The sequence below is a fragment of the Amycolatopsis sp. GA6-003 genome (genome assembly GCF_046267895.1).
Lineage (GTDB): Bacteria > Actinomycetota > Actinomycetes > Mycobacteriales > Pseudonocardiaceae > Amycolatopsis.
This window is the reverse complement of record NZ_CP176499.1, coordinates 2,122,276-2,139,668: the sequence shown is the minus strand read 5'-3', so window position 1 is coordinate 2,139,668 and position 17,393 is coordinate 2,122,276. Positions and strand designations below refer to the sequence as shown.

Here is a 17,393-nt window from a genome sequence, read left to right as displayed (position 1 = left end):
AGCAGCTGTGCGGGCGTTCTTTCCGTTGCGGCGATGGCGCTTTTCAGGCTCGACGGCTGGACAGACGTGAGCTCAAGGCCCGGCCAGGTTCAGGACAGCAGTTCGGCGAGCCGCTCGGTGTCGCGCAGGTACTGCTCGTACGGGAATCCCGCCGCCAGCAAGGCTTCGCGCAGCTCGTCCCGCATGGGTTTCCCGGTCTCGCGGAATGCTGTCCGGCCCGCGTCGGTGAGCGTGACCAGCCGCCGTCGCGCGTGGCCGGGGTCTTGGCGCACCTGGACGAACCCGGCCGTTTCCAGCGGACGCAGCGCGCGGCTGATCGCCGGGTCGGACACCGACATCGCCTGCGCGAGCTGATGCTGGGTCGCGGGTTCGATGTCTTCCACGGCGCCCAGCAAGCGCAGCTGGCTGTAGGTCAGTCCGGCTGAGCCGTCCGCGCGTTTCCGCGCGGCTTCGCCCATCAGGAACACCACCCGGTGCAGTGCTTCGGCAAGTCCGTCGTCCACGGGAGCGAGCCTACCAGGATTGTTGACTCGTTAATATTAACTATGCAAGACGTCTTGCGACGTGGAGATCCCTTGCCTCGCCCAGACCCTGTTCCCCTTGAGCTGGCCGCTGATCGCGGTCGCCGGTGCGCTCGTCCGCGCCCGGAAGAGCCCTTCGCCGCGGGTCAGGCTCGAAACGTGGCAACGGTGGTGGGCCGTCGCCGCGCTCGGCTGCGGCAGCCTGTGGATGGTTTTCGCCTGCCTCGGCGCGCCGGGCGTGATGGCCGACGCGATCGGGTTCGCCCGCTCGCCGTTCCAGTTCGAGATCGCGTTCGCCAACCTCGGGCTCGCGGTGATGGGCTTCCGGGCCGCCTCGTCGTCGGCCACCGCGCGGGAGCGGATCACCGTCGGCCTCGGAGCCGGGATGTTCCTGTGGGGCGCGCTGATCGGCCACGGGTACCAGTGGTTCGCCAATGGCGACCACGCGCCGGGCAACACCGGCGGCGTCCTGGTCTGCGACCTGCTGTTCCCGGCGGTGCTGATCGTCCTCGCGGTCCGCTCGAAGCGGCTGGCCGCGACTGTCGCGAAGCCCGCGCTGGTCTAGCCGGCCTGCGCGGTCTCGCCCCGGGGGTTAGTTTCGACGCCGTGGCGAGACTCAGTGCGGTCCGATCAGGACTGGTCGCGGGGCTGGTTCTGCTCGCGGCCGGGGCGGTGGTGCTCAGCGCGGCGGTGTCGGCCTGGTGGTGGTTCCTGGCGGCGCCGCTGCTGGCGCTCGCGGCGACCGGGGTTTACGACCTCGTGCAGCGGCGGCATTCGGTGCTGCGGAACTACCCGGTTCTCGGGCATCTGCGCTTCTTGCTCGAAAGCGTCCGGCCGGAATTGCAGCAGTACTTTGTGGAACGCAACTTCGACGGCCGTCCGTACGACCGTGATGTCCGGTCCATTGTGTACCAGCGCGCCAAGGGAACCGCGGCGGAAGAACCCTTCGGCACCGAGCGTGATGTGTACGCCGAGGGATACGAATTCCTTGTTCCGTCGCTCGCGCCGGTGCCCGTTCCCGATCGTGTGCCGCGAGTCCGGGTCGGGGGTCCGGATTGCGCGAAGCCGTACGAGATGGCTTTGCTGAACGTGTCCGCGATGAGCTTCGGTTCCTTGTCCGGCAACGCGATCCTCGCGTTGAACCAAGGCGCCGCCCGCGGCGGGTTCGCCCACGACACCGGCGAAGGCGGCCTCTCGGAGCACCACCTGCGGGGCGGCGGCGACTTGATCTGGGAAATCGGCACCGGCTACTTCGGCTGCCGGACCTCGGACGGAGATTTCGACCCGTCGACGTTCGCCGACAAAGCCGCGCACGAGGCGGTCAAATGCGTTTCCCTCAAACTCTCGCAAGGCGCCAAACCCGGAATGGGCGGCGTGCTGCCGGGTTCGAAGGTGAACGCGGAAATCGCCCGGGTGCGTGAGGTTTCGAGGGGAGAAACGGTGGTTTCCCCGCCGTATCACCGCGTTTTCTCGACGCCGCGCGAACTGGTGCTGTTCCTCGCCCGGATGCGCGAGCTGGCCGGCGGGAAACCGACCGGGTTCAAGCTTTGCGTCGGGTCGCGGGTGCAGGTCCTGGCGGTGTGCAAGGCGATGCTGGCGGAAGGGGTCACGCCGGATTTCATCGTGGTCGACGGAGCCGAGGGCGGGACCGGAGCCGCGCCGCTGGAGTTCGCGGACCACCTCGGCACGCCGCTCACCGAGGGACTGCACATCGTCCACAACGCACTGGTCGGCACCGGACTGCGCGACCGGATCCGGCTCGGGGCGAGCGGGAAGGTCGCGACCGGGGCGGACGTGGTGAAGCGGCTGATCCAGGGAGCGGACTACACGAACGCGGCGCGGGCGATGATGTTCGCGGTGGGATGCGTCCAGTCGCAGCGGTGCCATACCAACAAGTGCCCGGTGGGGGTCGCGACGCAGGATCCGCGCCGGGGACGGGCGCTGGACGTGGGGGACAAGACCGAGCGGGTCCGGCGGTATCAGGAGGCCACGGTCGCCTCGGCGATGCGCATCATGGCGGCGATGGGGGTTTCGGATCCCTCGGAGCTGTCGCCGCGCATGCTGCGGAGGCGGGTGGACGCGCGGACGGTGCTGTCGTATGCGGAGTGGTACGACTGGCTGGAGCCCGGGCAGTTGCTGGCCGAGCCGCCGAGCGGATGGGCGGAGGAATGGGACGCGGCTGATCCGGACCGGTTCGCTTGATCGTTGTTCTGGTGCGGCGTGGCCGGGGTGGGTCGGGCGTGGGTGGTTCGGTGGTTGGCTGGTGCGTGGCTGTTTTGGCTGGCGTGTGCGTCTTGGCGGCGGATGTCGCTGATCGGGGTTCTGCTGTCGCGGGTGTGGGCCGGGTTGCCTGAGCGTGGGTGGTTCGGTGGTTGGCGTGTGCGTCTTGACGGCGAATTCCGGTGATCGCGGTTCCGTTGCCGCGGGTGTGGGCCGGGTTGTTGGGGCTTGGGTGGTTCGGTGGCTGGCCGAATGCGTGGCTGTCTTGGTCGGCGTGCGCGCCTTGGCGGTGAACTTTGCTGATCGCGGTTCTGCCGTCGCAGGTGGTTCGGTGGCTGTCCGGGTGCGTGGCTGTCTTGGTCGGCGTGCGCGTCTCGGCAGCGCACTCCGCCGACTCCGCACTTCATGGGAGACCATGCCGGGCGAGGAGTCTTGCTGACGGAGCCGATCGGGTGAAGCGGCATCGGCGCGTGCGGCGCGCCCCGGGTGGTGAGCCGCCGGGGGTTGGCGGGGGCGGCCGGCCGGACCTTTGGCTTGACGTGCCGTTCTCCGCGACCGGGCGTCGCCGGGTTCGCTGTTGGCGGAGTGATCGCACCGCCGGGCGGCGGGGCTGCGGTGCCCCCGGCCGGGGGGTCTGCTGGCGATCCGTCCTCTGATCGGGCACGATCGGTGATCGTGGCTTCGGCAAACGGGCAGGACCCGGGGGACCTCGAGGTTTCCGTGCGGTGGCGGGGACCCGCCGCGGTGGTGACCGTGGGCGGCGAGATCGATCTGGTCACCGCGCCGGAACTCGGCGAGGTCGTGGGCGGGGTGCTGGAACGCGAGCCCGGCGTGCTGGTGGTCGACCTGCGCGCGGTCGATTTCCTCAGCTCGTCCGGGCTGCAGGTGCTGGCCGGCGCGCACCGCAAGCTCGACGCGGGAGCGTTGCGGGTGGTGAGCACGTCGTCGGTCACGTCGAAGCCGTTCACGAGCACCGGGCTCGACGAGTGGATCGCGCTGTTCCCCTCGGTCGACCAAGCGCTGGCCGGGGTCGCCGGGGCGGGCGGCTGACGATGGACGTGCAGGAGGGCACCCGCGCGCTGAGCTGCCACGGGATCGTGGCGGAACCGGAGTCGCTGCGCACGCTGCGGCACCGGTTGCTGGCCTGGGCGCGGGAGTCGGGCATTCCGGACGATCGGGCGCACGACATCGTGCTGGCCGGATACGAGGCGCTGGCGAACGTCGCGGACCACGCGTATCCCGGAGAACCGGGGCTGGTCGACCTCGACGCGGTGTGCCGCTCGGACAGCGTCGAGGTCGTGATCGCGGACCACGGCGAATGGCGCCCGCCGGACGAAACCGAGAACGACCCGGTGTCGGTGCGCGGCCGCGGCCTGCTGCTGGTGCAGGCGACGGCGGACGAATCGGACGTGCGAACCAGCGCGGGCGGCACGGTCGTCACGTTGCGGTGGCGGCTCTGAGGAGCCCGGCTCGGGGTTCCGCGTTGCCGGGCTGGTGCGGATTGTCGTGTTGGGACGGAGTCTCGGCTGGGGATTGCTGGTTCGGTTGAGGGCCCGGCCGTGACCCGGTCGCATGCGGACAGTGGCTGGTCGGTGCGAGCGGCGCGGTGGTTTCGCTGCGAGAGCGGTTGGTGCGGGCGATGGCTGATCGAGTGAGCCAGCGCGGCGGCCGTTGAGGAGCCCAGTCTGATGCTCCCCATTCGGCGAATCAGCGCGGGCGGCCCGGAAAGTCCGGTGCTCAGCTCACCGGTTCGGCGGCTCGGCGGCGGAGCAGGTAGCGCTGCACTTTGCCGCTCGGGTTGCGCGGCAGGTTCGGGACGAATTCCACCCGGCGCGGGTATTTGTACGGCGCGGCAAGGGATTTCGCGAAGTCCTGCAGCTCCTTGACCTTCGCCTCGTCGCCGGGAACACCCTCGTTGAGGACCACGTAAGCGGCGACGATCGAGCCCCGGGCGTCGTCCGGGGCGGCTACTACCGCGCATTCCAGCACGTCCGGGTGGCGCAGCAGCACCTCTTCCACCTCGGGGCCGGCGATGTTGTAGCCGGACGAGACGATCATGTCGTCGCTGCGGGCGCGGTAGTGGAAGTAGCCGTCGGAGTCGCGGACGTAGGTGTCACCGGTGAGGTTCCAGCCGTCTTCGACGAAGACTGTCTGCCGGTCGTCGGCGAGGTAGCGGCAGCCCGTCGGGCCTTGGACGGCCAGGCGGCCCGGGGTGCCGTCGGGGACGGGGCGGCCGTTGTCGTCGACGATCTGTGCTCGGTAGCCGGGCACGACGCGGCCGGTCGCGCCCGGGCGGGCGTCCTCGTCGGCGGCGGAGATGAAGACGTGCAGCATTTCGGTGCTGCCGATGCCGTCGATGAGCCAGTGGCCGGTCGCCTCGTGGAAGTCGATCGCGACGGATTCGGGCAGCGCCTCGCCCGCCGACACCGCGCGGCGCAGGCCGGACAGCAGCGGGCGGCGGTCGGACGCCAGGATCGCCCGGTACGCGGTGGGTGCGGTGAACAGCACCGTCACGTGATGCTCGGCGACGAGGTCCGCGAGTTCGGTCGGGGTGGCGCGCTCGACGAGCAGCGTCGCGGCGCCGGCGTGCAGCGGGAACACCAGCAGGCCGCCGAGGCCGAAGGTGAACGCCAGCGGGGGAGTGCCGCAGAACAGGTCGGTTTCCCGGGGTTTGACCAGGTGCCGGGAGAACGTGTCGGCGATGGCCAGCAGGTCGCGGTGGAAATGCATGGTCGCCTTCGGACGGCCGGTGGTGCCGGAGGTGAAGGCGAGGAGCGCGACGTCGTCCGCGGCGGTGTCGACGTCCTCGAACGTCGCCGGGCGGGCGGGGCAGCGGGCGGCCAGGTCGTCCGGGCTGTCGCCGCCGTAAGGGACGAGCGGGAGGTCGAAGGGCCGCAGTTCCTCGGGATACCGGTGGTCGCAGAGGGCGAGGACGGGCGTGCTGGCCTCGATGATCTTCGACAGCTCGTGCGCGCGCAGCATCGGCATGGTGGCGACGGCGACCGCGCCCGCTTTCAGCACGCCGAGCCAGCACGCGGCGAGCCACGGGGTGTTCGGTCCGCGCAGCAGCACGCGGTTGCCGGGCACGACGCCCTGGGCGGTCAGCTCGTGGGCGATCTGGTTGGCGCGGGTCAGCAGGTCGCCGTAGGACCAGGATTCGGTGGGGGACAGCAGCGCGGGACGGTCGGCTCCCCAGCGCGCGATCGTGTCGTCGAGCAGGCGCGTCGCCGCGTTGAGCCGGTCCGGGTACTGCAGTTCGGGCAGGTCGAACCACAACCGCGGCCACTGCTCGAACGGCGGGAGGTGGTCCCGGCAGAACGTGTCGACATGCGCACTCGGCTGGAGCTGCACTGCGTGCCCCCAATTCGGACGACGGCCATTCACGCGTCCAGCTACTGTAATACGTTTTACGACCGTCAGGAAGACGCAACATCGGACGGCGCTCGCGGGGGCACGGAGCGCAGCCGGGAACCCGGCTGGAGTTCCCGCGGAGCGCGGTGGATCGGGCCCGGCCGCGCAAGGGATGCGGGTGCGGACGATGCGGAGGGGCGGATTCTCTCGGGGCGGGCCGCCGTGCTGGAGTGGGCGCCCGGGTCAGGCGCGGAGCTTCTCGCGGAAGGTGGCGATCCGCTCGCGGAGAAGGCTGTCGAAGTCTTCGGCGGTCGTGTCGATCGAGGCGAGGACGCGTTCGAGCCGCTCGAGGTGGTCCGGCCGGGCTCGCCAGTGGGAGAGCGGGGCGCGGAGCGTGGCCTCGAGAAGGTCGCCGGGGTAGAAGTCGCCTTCGCACAGCGGATCCTGCTCCAGCATGGCCAGCGCGCGCGGCACGAGGAACGGCACGCCGACCTGCTGGCCGAGCAAGAGCCGGAGGTCCTCGACGGTGAGCAGGGCGAGGGGCTTGCGCCGCAAGCGATGCACGGTTTCGATCAACCGGGTCGCGTCGGCGGGCGGGTCGCCCCAGTCGGAGTTTTCGAGCTGTTCCAGCGATTGCGCGGACCGGTCGGTTCGTCGGGACATGGTGCTCACCTCGTTCCGGCAAGGATGTTCGCATCGAGGGGGCGAGGATCCGGGAAAAGTCCACGAGGGAACCCCGGGAAGGGGACGCACGGAACGCGGCTGCCCGTTCATCGCGGCGAAGCAGGGCGGCGCGGCGACTGTGACTGTGCGGACCGCTTCGGATCGACGGGCTTCGGTGGTCGCGTTGTTCCGGCGAGGACCGTCGCGTCGGCGGGTTCCGGGTCTCACGGGGCGCGGCGGCTCAGGCGTGCGCGTCCAGGTAGGCCGGGTCCGGGGGTGGGATCGGAACGTCCGGCTGTCCGGCCAGCAGCTGGTTCATCGCGGCGAAGTACGGTGGCGCGGCGACTGTGCCGCCGAAGGCGCCGTGGCCGCAGTCGCCCAGGTGGACTGGGGTGCCGGGGCAGATTTCCTGGGGGCGCGGGCCGTCGGCGAAGACCATGGACGACACGGCGTAGTGGTCGACTCCGCCGACGAACGCGACGGATTCGCTTTCCTGCGTGGTTCCGGTCTTGCCGATGTCGGGATGGGTCCAGCCGGCCGCCTGGGCCGCGCGGGCCGACGTGCCGACGGTGGTGTCCTGGCTCAGCCCCGCCTCCAGCGTGTTCGCGACGCCGGGCGGGATCACCTGTTCGCACGCCTGCTGGTGCAGCGCGACGGGCTGGCCGTGGCGGTCGGTGACGGACAGGATCGGATTGGGCGGGCACCACGTGCCGCCGCTCATCAGGGTGGCCGAGACGTTCGCCATTTCCAGCGGGCTGACCGGGCTGTTGCCCAGGGTGAAGGACAGCAGGTTCTGGAAGTACTGCGACTGCGGTTCGTTGTACTGCGGGTTCTTCGACCGCGGGTCGGCCGGGTCGGTGATCGGCTTGGTGCCCGCGTCGTTGGTCGCCATGGTGGTGCGCAGGCCCAGTTTCCGCGCCATGTCGAGCACCGCGGGCATGCCCACTTGCGATTCGAGGCCGACGAACGCGACGTTCGGCGACGTCGCCAGCCCGGCGGCCAGCGAGATCGGGTTCGGGTAGCTGGTGCCGTCGTTGCTCACCGGATAGCAGTGCGTGTACCGGTTCATGTTGGGCGGGTTGAAGCAGTCGTGGTACGGGTTCGGCAGCGGCGTGTTCAGGCCCGCCTTCCCGGCGACCATCGCCGCGGCCGAGGTGAAGATCTTGAACGACGAGCCCGCGCCGAACTTGTTGCTCGCGTCGGCGACGATGTTCGTGGACGTCTCGCCCTGGTCGGGATCGGTGCCGTAGTTGCGGTTCGCGACCATCGCGAGCACCTGGTGCCCGTCGCTGCCGGGCTGCACGACCGCGAAGGTGTTGGCGACGCCGTCCTGCGTAGTCGGCACGTTCGCGTCCACCGCGTCCTTCGTCACCTGGCTGACGTGCGGGTCCATGGTGGTTTTCACGGTGTATCCGCCGGTGTCGATCTGGTCGGCGGTGAGCCCGGACTGCACGAGATAGCGCACCGCGTACGCGCAGAAGAATCCGGCGTCCGGTGCCGCGCCGAGACACGTGCTCGACGGTGCTTGCGGTCGCGGACCGCTGAGGCCCAGCGGGGTCGCCTTCGCGGTTTCGCCGTAGGACGCCGGGATCGAGCGTGCGGACACCATCGCGTCGATCACCAGATTGCGCCGTTGGAGCGCCTTGTCCGGATGCGTGTACGGGTTGTAGATGTTCGGGTTGTTCACCATCCCGGCCAGCAGCGCGGCCTGCGGCACGGTCAGTTTGTCCGCCGTCGTCCCGAAATACGCCTGCGCGGCGGCTCCGACGCCGTAGACCGTGCCGGTGTACTCGACCACGTTCAGGTAGTCGGCGAGGAGGTCGTCCTTGGACACGGTTTGGCTCAGCTGCACGGCTATCTTCGCCTCGCGCAGCTTGCGCGCCAGCGAATCCTCCTGATCCCGTTGCTGCGCCGCCTTGTTGTTGCGGTCCACGACGTTCACCAGGTAGTTCTTCACGTATTGCTGCGTGAGCGTGGACGCGCCCTGCAGGTTCCCGCCGGAACTGTTGTGCACCGCGGCGCGCAGCATGCCCTGCGGGTCGACGCCGCCCTCCTGATAGAACCTGCGGTCCTCGATGTCGACGATCGCGGCTTTCATCGCCGGGGAGATCTGCGCCGCGGTGACCGGAATGCGGTACTGCGAGTACAAAGTCGCGATCGTCCCGCCGTTCCGGTCGGTGACCGTGGTGACGAGCGGCGGCTCCGCGTGCACCAGGTCGGCGGAGATGGCGTCGACGGAATCGCTGACCTGATTGGACAGCACGCCGGCTCCGATCGCGGCCGGGGCCAGCGTGCCGGCGACGAGAATCCCGGCCAGCACGCACAATCCGAGGAACGGGGCTATCCCCCTGCGACGAGACACGGTTCCCACGTTATGCCTGTCCCGGTGAGGAAACTGTGTGCATCTCGGGGTTTTTCATCGAGCCAACCTTCCCAGCAGAGCCGAAGCGACCGCGATCGCCAGCGCGGTCGCACCCACTAAGACGCCGAAGTCCGCTCCGAGGTTCTCCGGGGTTCCGATCAAGAGCCCCCGCAAGGCATCGACAAGGTAACTGAGCGGGTTCACGTGGCTCAGAGCCTTGAGCCAGGACGGCATCAGGTTCACCGGATAGAGCGCGTTGGACCCGAAAAACAGCGGCATCGTGATCGCCTGGCCGATGCCCATCAGCCGTTCGCGGGAAAGCACCAAACCGGCGATAACGATCGAAAAACAGCAGAAAAAGGCCGAACCGAGCACCACGGCCACCGCCGCGCCCAGCAACCGCAACGGGTTCGCGGTCAGCCCGACGCCGAGCAGTGCGGCGAGGAGCACCACGATGAACGCCTGCACGAGCGCGCGCACTCCGGCGGCGAACGCCTTGCCCGTCACCAGCGCGGCGCGTGGCGTCGGGGTGACGAGCAGCTTCGCGAGGACGCCCGCGTCGCGTTCCCAGATGATCTGGATGCCGTAGAAGATGGAGATGAAGAGCGCGGACTGGGCGAGGATGCCGGGCGCGAGGTAATCGAGGTAGGGCACGGATCCGGTCGGGATCGCGCGTAGGCGGGTGAAGGTCTCGCCGAAGATGAGCAGCCACAGGGCAGGCTGGATGGCCCGGGTGAGCAGTTCGGTTTGATCGCGGCGGAGTTTTTGCAGTTCTACCAGGCACATCGCGCCGATGCGGGAGAACAGCACGCGCAGCTGGCCCAGTGGACTGGGGTCGGCTGGCACGGCGAGTGGCGCGGACATCGCGGTTCCCTTCTTTGTGGGGGCGCGTTTCCGGTGGCGAGCCGGAATGCGGCCGGGTCAGCCGAGACGGCGGGCGGTGCGGCGGGCGGCGCGGACGTCGCGGAGCCCGCCCGCGTCGAGTGCGTTGCCGGTGACTGTCCGGAATACGTCGTCCAAAGTGGACTCCGGGCCGAGTCCGGCTTCGAGGTCGGCCGGGGTGCCGAGCGCGCGGATCTTGCCGGTGTGCATCAGCGCGACGCGGTCGCAGTACTGCTCGGCTTCGTCCATGTAGTGGGTGGTGACGAGCACGGTCATGCCGGTGGTGGCGCGGATTTCCGAGATCCGCTCCCAGACCGCCGAGCGCGCGACCGGGTCGAGGCCGATGGTCGGTTCGTCGAGGATCAGCAGCCGGGGCGAGCTGACCAGCGCCTGCGCCAGTTCCAGGCGGCGGATCATGCCGCCGGAGTACCGTCCGGCGGGGCGGTCCGCGTCGTTTTCCAGGCCGACCAGTTCCAGTGCCTCGCGCACCTGCGCGGCTCGCCGGGCGCGGGGAACGTCGAAGAGCCGGGCGAACAGCGCGACGTTCTCGCGGCCGGTGAGCGCGCCGTCGGCGGAAAGCTGTTGCGGGACATAGCCGAGCAGCCGGCGGACGGCCGTCCGGCGGCGGGCGACGTCGAGGCCGAAGACGGTGATGTGGTCCGCGGGCACGGGCAGAAGCGTCGTGATCATCCGGATCGTGGTGGTTTTCCCGGCTCCGTTCGGGCCGAGGAGGCCGAAGACCTCGCCGGATTCGATGGCGAGATCCACGCCGTCGACCGCGACGGCGGCGCCGAAGGAGTGCCGCAATCCGGTGCAGCGGACTGCTGGTTCGCTCACGTGTCCTCCTTGAGCACTTCGGTGAGCCGTTCGAGAGCGGGCAGCGCGGCGGCGATCGCCGCGGTGTCCTCTTCGGACAGGTGGGCGAGCGCGTCGGAGACCAGCCCGATCCGGGCGCGCCGCCAGGCCGCCATCCGGTCCCGGGCCGCGTCGGTGAGCTGCAGCCGCGCGGCCCGGCGGTCGGCCGGGTCGACTTCGCGGCGCAGCAGACCGGCCTCGGTGAGCACGTTCACGAGCGTGCTCACCGAGTTCCCGGCCAGGCTCAGCTCCCGGGCCGCCGCCGCGACGCCGATGCCCGGGTTCCGGTGCACCACCCGCAGCAGTTCCACCTGCGAGCCCGGCAGATGCGGTCCGGGCAGTTCGGCTCCCACGCGGCGGCGCACGACGCGGCGGATGCCCAGGACGGCGGTGAGAACGCGTTCGGCGAGGTCGATCCGGGGTGCGGGCATGCCGCCCACATTAGCTCTGACTCAGAGTTATTAGCAACACTAAATGTCTCGTTCGCCCGAAGTCCGCCGATTCATCCCCGGTGCAGCAGCAGTGCGCCGCCCAGCGCGATCATGGTCGCCGCGATCACCCCGTCCAGGATTCGCCAGGCCGTGGGGCGCGCGAAGACGGCGGACAGCCTGCGCGCGCCGAGCCCGAGCGCGGTGAACCAGACCGCGCTCGCGACTACCGCGCCGATGCCGAAAAGCCAGCGGCCGTCCCCGTGTCCGGCCGCGACGGAACCGACGAGCAGCACCGTGTCGAGGTAGACGTGCGGGTTGAGCCAGGTGAGTGCGAGGCAGGTGAGGAGCGTGCGCTTCGGCGAGGACAGGTCCGCGGGGGAGACGGTCAGCGTGCCCGGCCGGAAGGCGCGGCGCGCGGCGAGAATTCCGTACCCGACAAGGAAAAGCCCGCCGACGATCGCGATCGCCTGGAGCGCCGACGGCCACCGCTGCAGGACCGCGCCGATCCCGCTCACCCCGGCGGCGATGAGGATCGCGTCGGAAAGCGTGCAGACGAGGATCACCGGCACGACGAGGCCGCCGCGCAGCCCTTGGCGGAGGACGAAGGCGTTCTGGGCGCCGATGGCGACGATGAGGGACATGCCGGTGCCGAATCCGGCGCTGAGCGCAGCGATCACCCCGCCGACGGTAGAAGCGCCCGCGGGCATTAATCCAGGTAAAGATTCTGAACTAAGATAAGCGATCGTGATGTCCGATCTTCCGCTCGACCAGGTCCGCACCTTGCTCGCGGTGGTGGACGAGCAGTCGTTCGACCGCGCCGCGGCGGTGCTGCACGTGACGCCGCCCGCGGTGAGCCAGCGGGTGAAGGCGCTGGAACAGCGGATCGGCCGGGTGCTCGTGCTGCGGTCGAAACCCGTGCGGCTCACCGAATCCGGCGAGGTGCTGGTGCGGTTCGCGCGGCAGCTGACCCGGCTCGAAGCGGACACGCGCGCGGAGCTGGGCCTCGGCGGCCCCGGCCGGTCGGCCACGCTGCCGATCGCGGTCAACGCGGACTCGCTGGCCACCTGGTTCCTGTCCGCGCTCGAAGAGGTGCCCGCCGAACCGCCGGTCTCGTTCGACCTGCGCAGCGACGACCAGGACCACACCGCCGCCCTGCTGCGCGAGGGGCTGGTGATGGCCGCGATCACCGCGACGCCGCAGCCGGTGCAGGGCTGCACGGTCAGCCGGCTCGGCACGATGCGGTACCGGGCGGTGGCGTCGGCGGAGTTCGTGCGCCGCTGGCTGGACGGCGGCCCGCTGGCGGAACGGCTGCCCGCCGCGCCGGCCGTGCTGTTCGACCGGAAAGACGATCTGCAGGACCGGTTCCTGCGCAGGCTGACCCGGCGCAAGCTGCCGAGCCGGGTCCGGCACTACGTCCCGGCGTCGGTGTCCTTTGTGGACGCGGTGGCGGCCGGGCTGGGCTGGGGCATGGTGCCGGAGCTGCAGCTGTCCGGGCGGGACCTGACGGATCTCGCGCCGGACCGGGCGGTGGACGTGGCGTTGTACTGGCAGCAGTGGAAGCTCGACTCGCCCGCGCTGGCCGCGGTGGCGGAGGCGGTGGGGCGGGCGGCCGGGCGCGCGCTCGGGCCGTAACGGGCGGATCGGCAGACAGAACCGCGCGGGCTTTTCCGGCCGAGAGGATCTCCAGTGACGGGACCGGCCACCGCCGAGGCGATCGACCGGCTGAGCGACGACTGGACGAGGCCGAGAACTGGGCCGCGAAGCGGTGCGGGAGTTCCCGGACGACCCGGCGCTGGGGAAGGCGCAGCTGATCCGGTACCGCCGGGAAGAAGCGCTGGAGTCCTTTGCGGTCGGCCGGGGACTTCGTCGAGGGCGAGGACGTCTTGCAGCAAGCCTTGCGCCGTAACGATTGCGACCTTCCGCGATGGCAATTGCTGGTCGCAGTGGCCAAATTGCTCATCGAACGCGGCGACGCCACCCAAGGCAGGCAGTTCCACGCCGACGCGCTCGCCCGCGCGCAGGAGGCGATTTCCCTTGCCGCGAACGAAGCCGAACCGTACTTCGTGGCCGCCGTCGCGCGGTACCAGCTGGCTGAGTCCGCCGGGGATTTCCCGGCCAAGCCGATGCAGCGGCGCAAGGCGATCCGCGACCTGCGGCGGTGCGTGAAACTCGATCCGGGGAACGGCGAGGCGCAGCGCAGCGAAAGCCTGCGGATTACCCGGAGCAGCACGGCGGGCAGCGTCGTGGTGGTGGTCGTCGGGGTCGCTGCGCTGATCGCGTTGTGGGTCGCGTTCTTCTTGCCGGACAAGATCACCGGCGTCATGCTGACGACGCTCACGCCGGTGCCGTCGGGCTCGTGGTCGTCGGCCTGGTGCTGCCGTTCCTGATCCGGCTGAAGCTCCCCGGCGGGGTGGAGGCCGACCTGAGCGCGAGCATCCGGCAGATCTCGTCCGGCCCGGCCGGCGAGGACACCTTCGGACCGGGCCGGTTCAGTGTGACCGCCGCGGCGGCGAGCCCGGGGCCGCAGGGGCAGTTGGCTCGGTTGTGAGTCAGCTTTGTGCGATGGGCCAGAGGTCGTCGTTGAGGAGTCGTTTGACGATCTTCCCGGTCGCGTTGCGCGGTAGCTCCGGTACGAAGTAGACGTCGCGCGGCACGGCGAAGCGGGCGAGGCGTTGGTGGATGTAGTGCCGGACGTCTTCGGCGTGCATGCGGGCGCCGTGGCGGAGGACGACGTAGGCGGCGAGGCGTTGGCCGAACTCTTCGTCCGGGACGCCGACCACGGCTGCGTCCCGGACCCCGGGCAGTGCGGCCAGTGCTTCCTCCACCGGGCGCGGGAACACGTTCTCGCCGCCGGACACGATCATCTCGTCCGCGCGGCCGGTGACGAACAGGCGTCCGGACGCGTCCTGGTAGCCGACGTCGCCGGTCGCCATCAGGTCGTGGGCCCGGGGGACGCTGGAACCGTTCGTGTAGCCGTCGAACAGCATGTCGTTGCCGACGAAGATCTGGCCCTCGTCGCCGGGCGGGACCGGGCGGCGTTCGTCGTCCAGGATCGCTACCTGGGTGCCCGGCGGGCAGCGGCCCGCGGACGTCGGCGCGGCGCGCAGGTCCGCCGGGTCGGCGATGCTCGCCCAGGACACCTCGGTGGAGCCGTAGAAGTTGTAGAGGACGTCGCCGAAGGTGTCCATGAACGACGTCACGAACGCGCCCGGCATCGCCGACCCGCTGCTCGCCACGATCCGCAGCGACGACAGGTCGTACCGGCTGCGCACGCGTTCGGGCAGGTCGAGGATCCGCTGCAGCATGATCGGCACCGCGAACAGCGCGTCGCAGCGGTGTTCGGCGATCGTGCGCAGGGTTTGCTCCGCGTCGAACCGGCGGATCAGCGACAGTTCCGCCCGCAGCGCCATGCCGAGCTGCATCGCGGCCAGGCCCCAGCTGTGGAACAGCGGCGCGGCCACCGCGATCCTGCCCCTGGCCCGCAACGGGATTCGCGACAAAACGGTCGCCGACGTGCTCACGCCCTTCGGCGTCGGACGGCGGGCGCCCTTCGGCGCGCCAGTGGTGCCGGAGGTCAGCACGACGATCCGGCCCTCGCGTTCGCTCGGCTTCGGCCGGGTCGTCGGGGCGTCCTGGAGCAGTTCGTCGAGCGTGCGGTAGCCCTGGTCGGCGTCGTCCCACGTGCTCACCCGCGGGAACTCGCCGGGCACCGACGCGATGATCGGCGCGAACTCGTCGTCGGCCAGTACCGCGGCGGGCGGATGCTGCGTGAGCACTTCCTCGACGGCGGCGGGGGAGAGGCCGGTGTTGAGCAGGATGACGTCGGCGCCGAGTTTGCTGCAGCCGACGAACGCCTCGACCATCGCCGCGTGGTTGCGGCACATCAGCGCGACCCGCGAACCGGCCTCGACGCCGAGCGCGGCCAGTGCGTTGGCCAGCTGGTTGCTGCGCTCGTCGATCTCGCCGAACGTGCGGGTGTTGCGCTCGTCGTGCACCGCGACGTCGTCGGCGCCGCGGGCGGCCGCGGCGAGGTATCCGCCGGCCAGCGTCGCGCCCCAGCGCGCGAGGGAACTGAGCTGCTTGACCATCTTGTCCGGCCGTCCCGCGGCCAGCACGCCCGCGCGGACCAGCGTGTTCGCCGTGCGCAGGGCGGTGGCCTGCTCCTGCTCCGGCGGGTCGCCGGGCAGCCCGGACAGCTGCTGCCCGATCCGCTTCGCCAGCTGTTTGAGCAGGCCTTTCACCGTGCCGCGGGCGAGCAGGCCGGAGTGTTCCGGCGGCAGCGACGGGAGCATCATCCGCAGCACGATCTCGGTGCCGCCGCGCGGGACCGGCCGCAGTTCGACCGACACCCAGGTGCGCTCGTCCGGCAGCCCGCACCAGACGACGTGCTCGCCCGGCCGGTAGACCGCCGCGTGGATCGTGCCCTCGACCAGGGTTTCCCGGTCCGGGGCGAGCCGGATCAGGCAGTGCGGCCCGCGGCCGCGTTCGGCCGGCACGGTGACCTCGCACCAGCTGATCGCCGGGACGAACCTCGGGTACAGCTCGGGACTGCCGACGATCTGCCACACCTGTCCGGGCGGGTGCCCGACCACCGCACTCGCCTCGACCACATCGTCTCGCATCGCGATCCGCCTCGCCGCCGCACGCGTGTGGGCTCCCCGGTCCTTCCCGGACGCGTGTTCAGGTTGCGGGGACGCTACCAGGCACTGCGGGCCTGGGGTACTCCGAAGGACGGGAAATCCAACCAGATGGGAATTTTCTTGCCGGGTCCCCCGGGGCCGGCGGCGGCCGCGGACCGGCGGGTTCCGGCGCTCCGGACATAATGGGCCGGGTGGAGCAACTGGTCGAGGAATACGGACCCAGCTGGGACCCGGGCCCGTACGAACGGGGCACCGACGGACCGCGCGTGATCCTGGTCGGGGCGGACACTTCGCCGACCGGGCTGCGGGCGACGGCGTACGGCGGCGGTCTCGCCCGGCGGCAGCGCGCGCGGCTGGTCGTGGTGTACGTGGCCGCGCCGACGGTGTGGACCGGGCTCGCCGCGGCCGCCGTCGTCGACGTGCAGCAGCAGACCTTCGAGGAGGAGATCGAGCAGCTGCGCGCGGAACTGCGCGACCGGGCGGCCGACCTGCAGGTGCCGGTCACGTTCGTGGTCCGCCGCGGCGAGACCTTCCCCGAACTGCGCCAGGCCGCGCTGGAGGCGAACGCCGACATGGTCGTGGTCGGCGCTTCCGAACAGGGCGGGCACCGGCTCGTCGGCTCGGTCGGCAACCGGCTGGTGCGCGCGGCGACCTGGCCGGTCGTCGTGGTGCCGTGAGCGATTTCGAGAACATCGTCACTCGGCTGCGGGCCGCCGGATGCGTGTTCGCCGAGGACGAAGCGCGGCTCCTGCTGGGCCAACCGGGCGACCTGGCCGGGATGGTCGAGCGCCGGGTCGCCGGGGAGCCGCTGGAGCACATCCTCGGCTGGGCGGAGTTCGCCGGCCGCCGGTTCGTCGTCGCGCCGGGCGTTTTCGTGCCCCGGCATCGCACCGAGCTGCTCGTCCGGCTGGCCGCCGGGTTCGCGCACGAGCGGTCAGTGGTGCTCGATCTGTGCTGCGGTTCCGGTGCGCTGGGCGCGACGGTCGCGGCCGAGGTGCCCGGGATCGAACTGCACGCGGCGGACGTCGAGCCCGCCGCGGTCGGCTGCGCGCGGCGCAACGTGCCTGGTGAGGTCTATCAAGGCGATCTGTACGCACCTCTTCCGCGACGGTTGCGCGGCCGGGTGGACGTGGTGATCGCGAACGTCCCGTACGTCCCGACCGGCGACGTCGCGTTCATGCCGCCCGAGGCACGCGACCACGAACCCCGGGTCGCGCTCGACGGGGGAGCCGACGGTCTCGACGTCTTCCGCCGCGTGGTCGCGGAGGTTCCGGCGTGGCTCGCGCCCGGCGGACACGTGCTTTTCGAAGCCAGCGAACGTCAAGCGGCCGCCGCGACGGCCGAACTGCGCCGGTCAGGGCTGGTCGCGTCCGTCGAAGAAGACGACGAACTCGGCGCGACAGTCGTGGTAGGACAACGCGAACACTGAGCGGCGAACCGGATTCGCCCGCATTCCGTACTGCGTGCG

At 70.6% G+C, this 17,393-nt stretch carries 18 protein-coding genes; 9 read left to right on the top strand and 9 right to left on the bottom strand.

Going from position 1 to position 17,393, the window contains the following annotated elements:
- Positions 1-89: 89 nt before the first annotated feature.
- Positions 90-503 (bottom strand): MarR family winged helix-turn-helix transcriptional regulator, encoded by a 414-nt coding sequence (locus F9C12_RS09110; RefSeq protein ID WP_409181562.1) that lies wholly within the window; start codon positions 501-503, stop codon positions 90-92.
- A gap of 97 nt (positions 504-600) precedes the next feature.
- Between F9C12_RS09110 and F9C12_RS09105 the strand changes: the two genes are divergently transcribed.
- The 4 genes from F9C12_RS09105 to F9C12_RS09090 all read left to right on the top strand — a co-directional run bounded on the left by F9C12_RS09105 (position 601) and on the right by F9C12_RS09090 (position 4,201).
- Complete coding sequence (locus tag F9C12_RS09105; protein WP_409465538.1) at positions 601-1,086, top strand: DUF6790 family protein; 486 nt, start codon at positions 601-603, stop codon at positions 1,084-1,086.
- A gap of 41 nt (positions 1,087-1,127) precedes the next feature.
- On the top strand, positions 1,128-2,723 hold the full coding sequence (locus F9C12_RS09100) for an FMN-binding glutamate synthase family protein (protein WP_409465537.1): 1,596 nt from the start codon (positions 1,128-1,130) through the stop codon (positions 2,721-2,723).
- 693 nt (positions 2,724-3,416) lie between these two features.
- Positions 3,417-3,791 carry an STAS domain-containing protein gene (locus F9C12_RS09095; RefSeq protein ID WP_409181559.1) on the top strand — a complete coding sequence of 125 codons (375 nt, stop codon included), beginning with the start codon at positions 3,417-3,419 and terminating at the stop codon, positions 3,789-3,791.
- Positions 3,792-3,793: 2 nt separating this feature from the next.
- Positions 3,794-4,201, top strand: a complete 408-nt coding sequence (locus tag F9C12_RS09090) for an ATP-binding protein (RefSeq protein ID WP_409181558.1) — start codon at positions 3,794-3,796, stop codon at positions 4,199-4,201.
- A gap of 277 nt (positions 4,202-4,478) precedes the next feature.
- On the opposite strand, the gene F9C12_RS09085 is transcribed toward F9C12_RS09090, so the two are convergent.
- From F9C12_RS09085 to F9C12_RS09055, 7 genes are all read right to left on the bottom strand, one after another.
- Positions 4,479-6,092, bottom strand: a complete 1,614-nt coding sequence (locus F9C12_RS09085) for an AMP-binding protein (RefSeq protein WP_409465536.1) — start codon at positions 6,090-6,092, stop codon at positions 4,479-4,481.
- 243 nt (positions 6,093-6,335) lie between these two features.
- On the bottom strand, positions 6,336-6,755 hold the full coding sequence (locus F9C12_RS09080; protein ID WP_409465535.1) for a contact-dependent growth inhibition system immunity protein: 420 nt from the start codon (positions 6,753-6,755) through the stop codon (positions 6,336-6,338).
- Between the two features lie 241 nt (positions 6,756-6,996).
- Positions 6,997-9,126, bottom strand: a complete 2,130-nt coding sequence (locus F9C12_RS09075; protein WP_409465534.1) for a transglycosylase domain-containing protein — start codon at positions 9,124-9,126, stop codon at positions 6,997-6,999.
- Between the two features lie 45 nt (positions 9,127-9,171).
- A complete protein-coding gene (locus tag F9C12_RS09070) occupies positions 9,172-9,981 on the bottom strand; it encodes an ABC transporter permease (RefSeq protein WP_409181554.1) in 810 nt (269 codons plus the stop codon).
- Between the two features lie 57 nt (positions 9,982-10,038).
- A complete protein-coding gene (locus F9C12_RS09065) occupies positions 10,039-10,836 on the bottom strand; it encodes an ABC transporter ATP-binding protein (RefSeq protein ID WP_409181553.1) in 798 nt (265 codons plus the stop codon).
- Positions 10,833-11,285, bottom strand: a complete 453-nt coding sequence (locus F9C12_RS09060) for a MarR family winged helix-turn-helix transcriptional regulator (RefSeq protein WP_409465533.1) — start codon at positions 11,283-11,285, stop codon at positions 10,833-10,835. Before F9C12_RS09060 ends, F9C12_RS09065 begins: the two co-directional genes overlap by 4 nt.
- 71 nt (positions 11,286-11,356) lie before the next feature.
- Positions 11,357-11,992 (bottom strand): LysE/ArgO family amino acid transporter, encoded by a 636-nt coding sequence (locus tag F9C12_RS09055; protein ID WP_409465532.1) that lies wholly within the window; start codon positions 11,990-11,992, stop codon positions 11,357-11,359.
- Positions 11,993-12,032: 40 nt separating this feature from the next.
- Between F9C12_RS09055 and F9C12_RS09050 the strand changes: the two genes are divergently transcribed.
- The 3 genes from F9C12_RS09050 to F9C12_RS09040 all read left to right on the top strand — a co-directional run bounded on the left by F9C12_RS09050 (position 12,033) and on the right by F9C12_RS09040 (position 13,833).
- Positions 12,033-12,917, top strand: a complete 885-nt coding sequence (locus F9C12_RS09050) for a LysR family transcriptional regulator ArgP (protein ID WP_409465531.1) — start codon at positions 12,033-12,035, stop codon at positions 12,915-12,917.
- Positions 12,918-13,228: 311 nt separating this feature from the next.
- Positions 13,229-13,672, top strand: coding sequence for a hypothetical protein (locus tag F9C12_RS09045; RefSeq protein WP_409465530.1), 444 nt, complete (start codon positions 13,229-13,231; stop codon positions 13,670-13,672).
- On the top strand, positions 13,642-13,833 hold the full coding sequence (locus tag F9C12_RS09040) for a hypothetical protein (RefSeq protein WP_409465529.1): 192 nt from the start codon (positions 13,642-13,644) through the stop codon (positions 13,831-13,833). The genes F9C12_RS09045 and F9C12_RS09040 overlap by 31 nt, the downstream gene beginning before the upstream one ends.
- A 1-nt stretch (position 13,834) precedes the next feature.
- On the opposite strand, the gene F9C12_RS09035 is transcribed toward F9C12_RS09040, so the two are convergent.
- Entirely contained in the window at positions 13,835-15,907 is a 2,073-nt protein-coding gene (locus tag F9C12_RS09035; protein ID WP_409465528.1) for an AMP-binding protein, read from the bottom strand.
- 209 nt (positions 15,908-16,116) lie between these two features.
- On the opposite strand from F9C12_RS09035, the gene F9C12_RS09030 reads away from it, so the two are divergent.
- Together F9C12_RS09030 and F9C12_RS09025 are read left to right on the top strand one after the other, a co-directional pair.
- Positions 16,117-16,602, top strand: a complete 486-nt coding sequence (locus F9C12_RS09030; RefSeq protein ID WP_409181547.1) for a universal stress protein — start codon at positions 16,117-16,119, stop codon at positions 16,600-16,602.
- Complete coding sequence (locus tag F9C12_RS09025) at positions 16,599-17,354, top strand: putative protein N(5)-glutamine methyltransferase (protein WP_409465527.1); 756 nt, start codon at positions 16,599-16,601, stop codon at positions 17,352-17,354. The genes F9C12_RS09030 and F9C12_RS09025 overlap by 4 nt, the downstream gene beginning before the upstream one ends.
- Positions 17,355-17,393 lie beyond the last annotated feature (39 nt).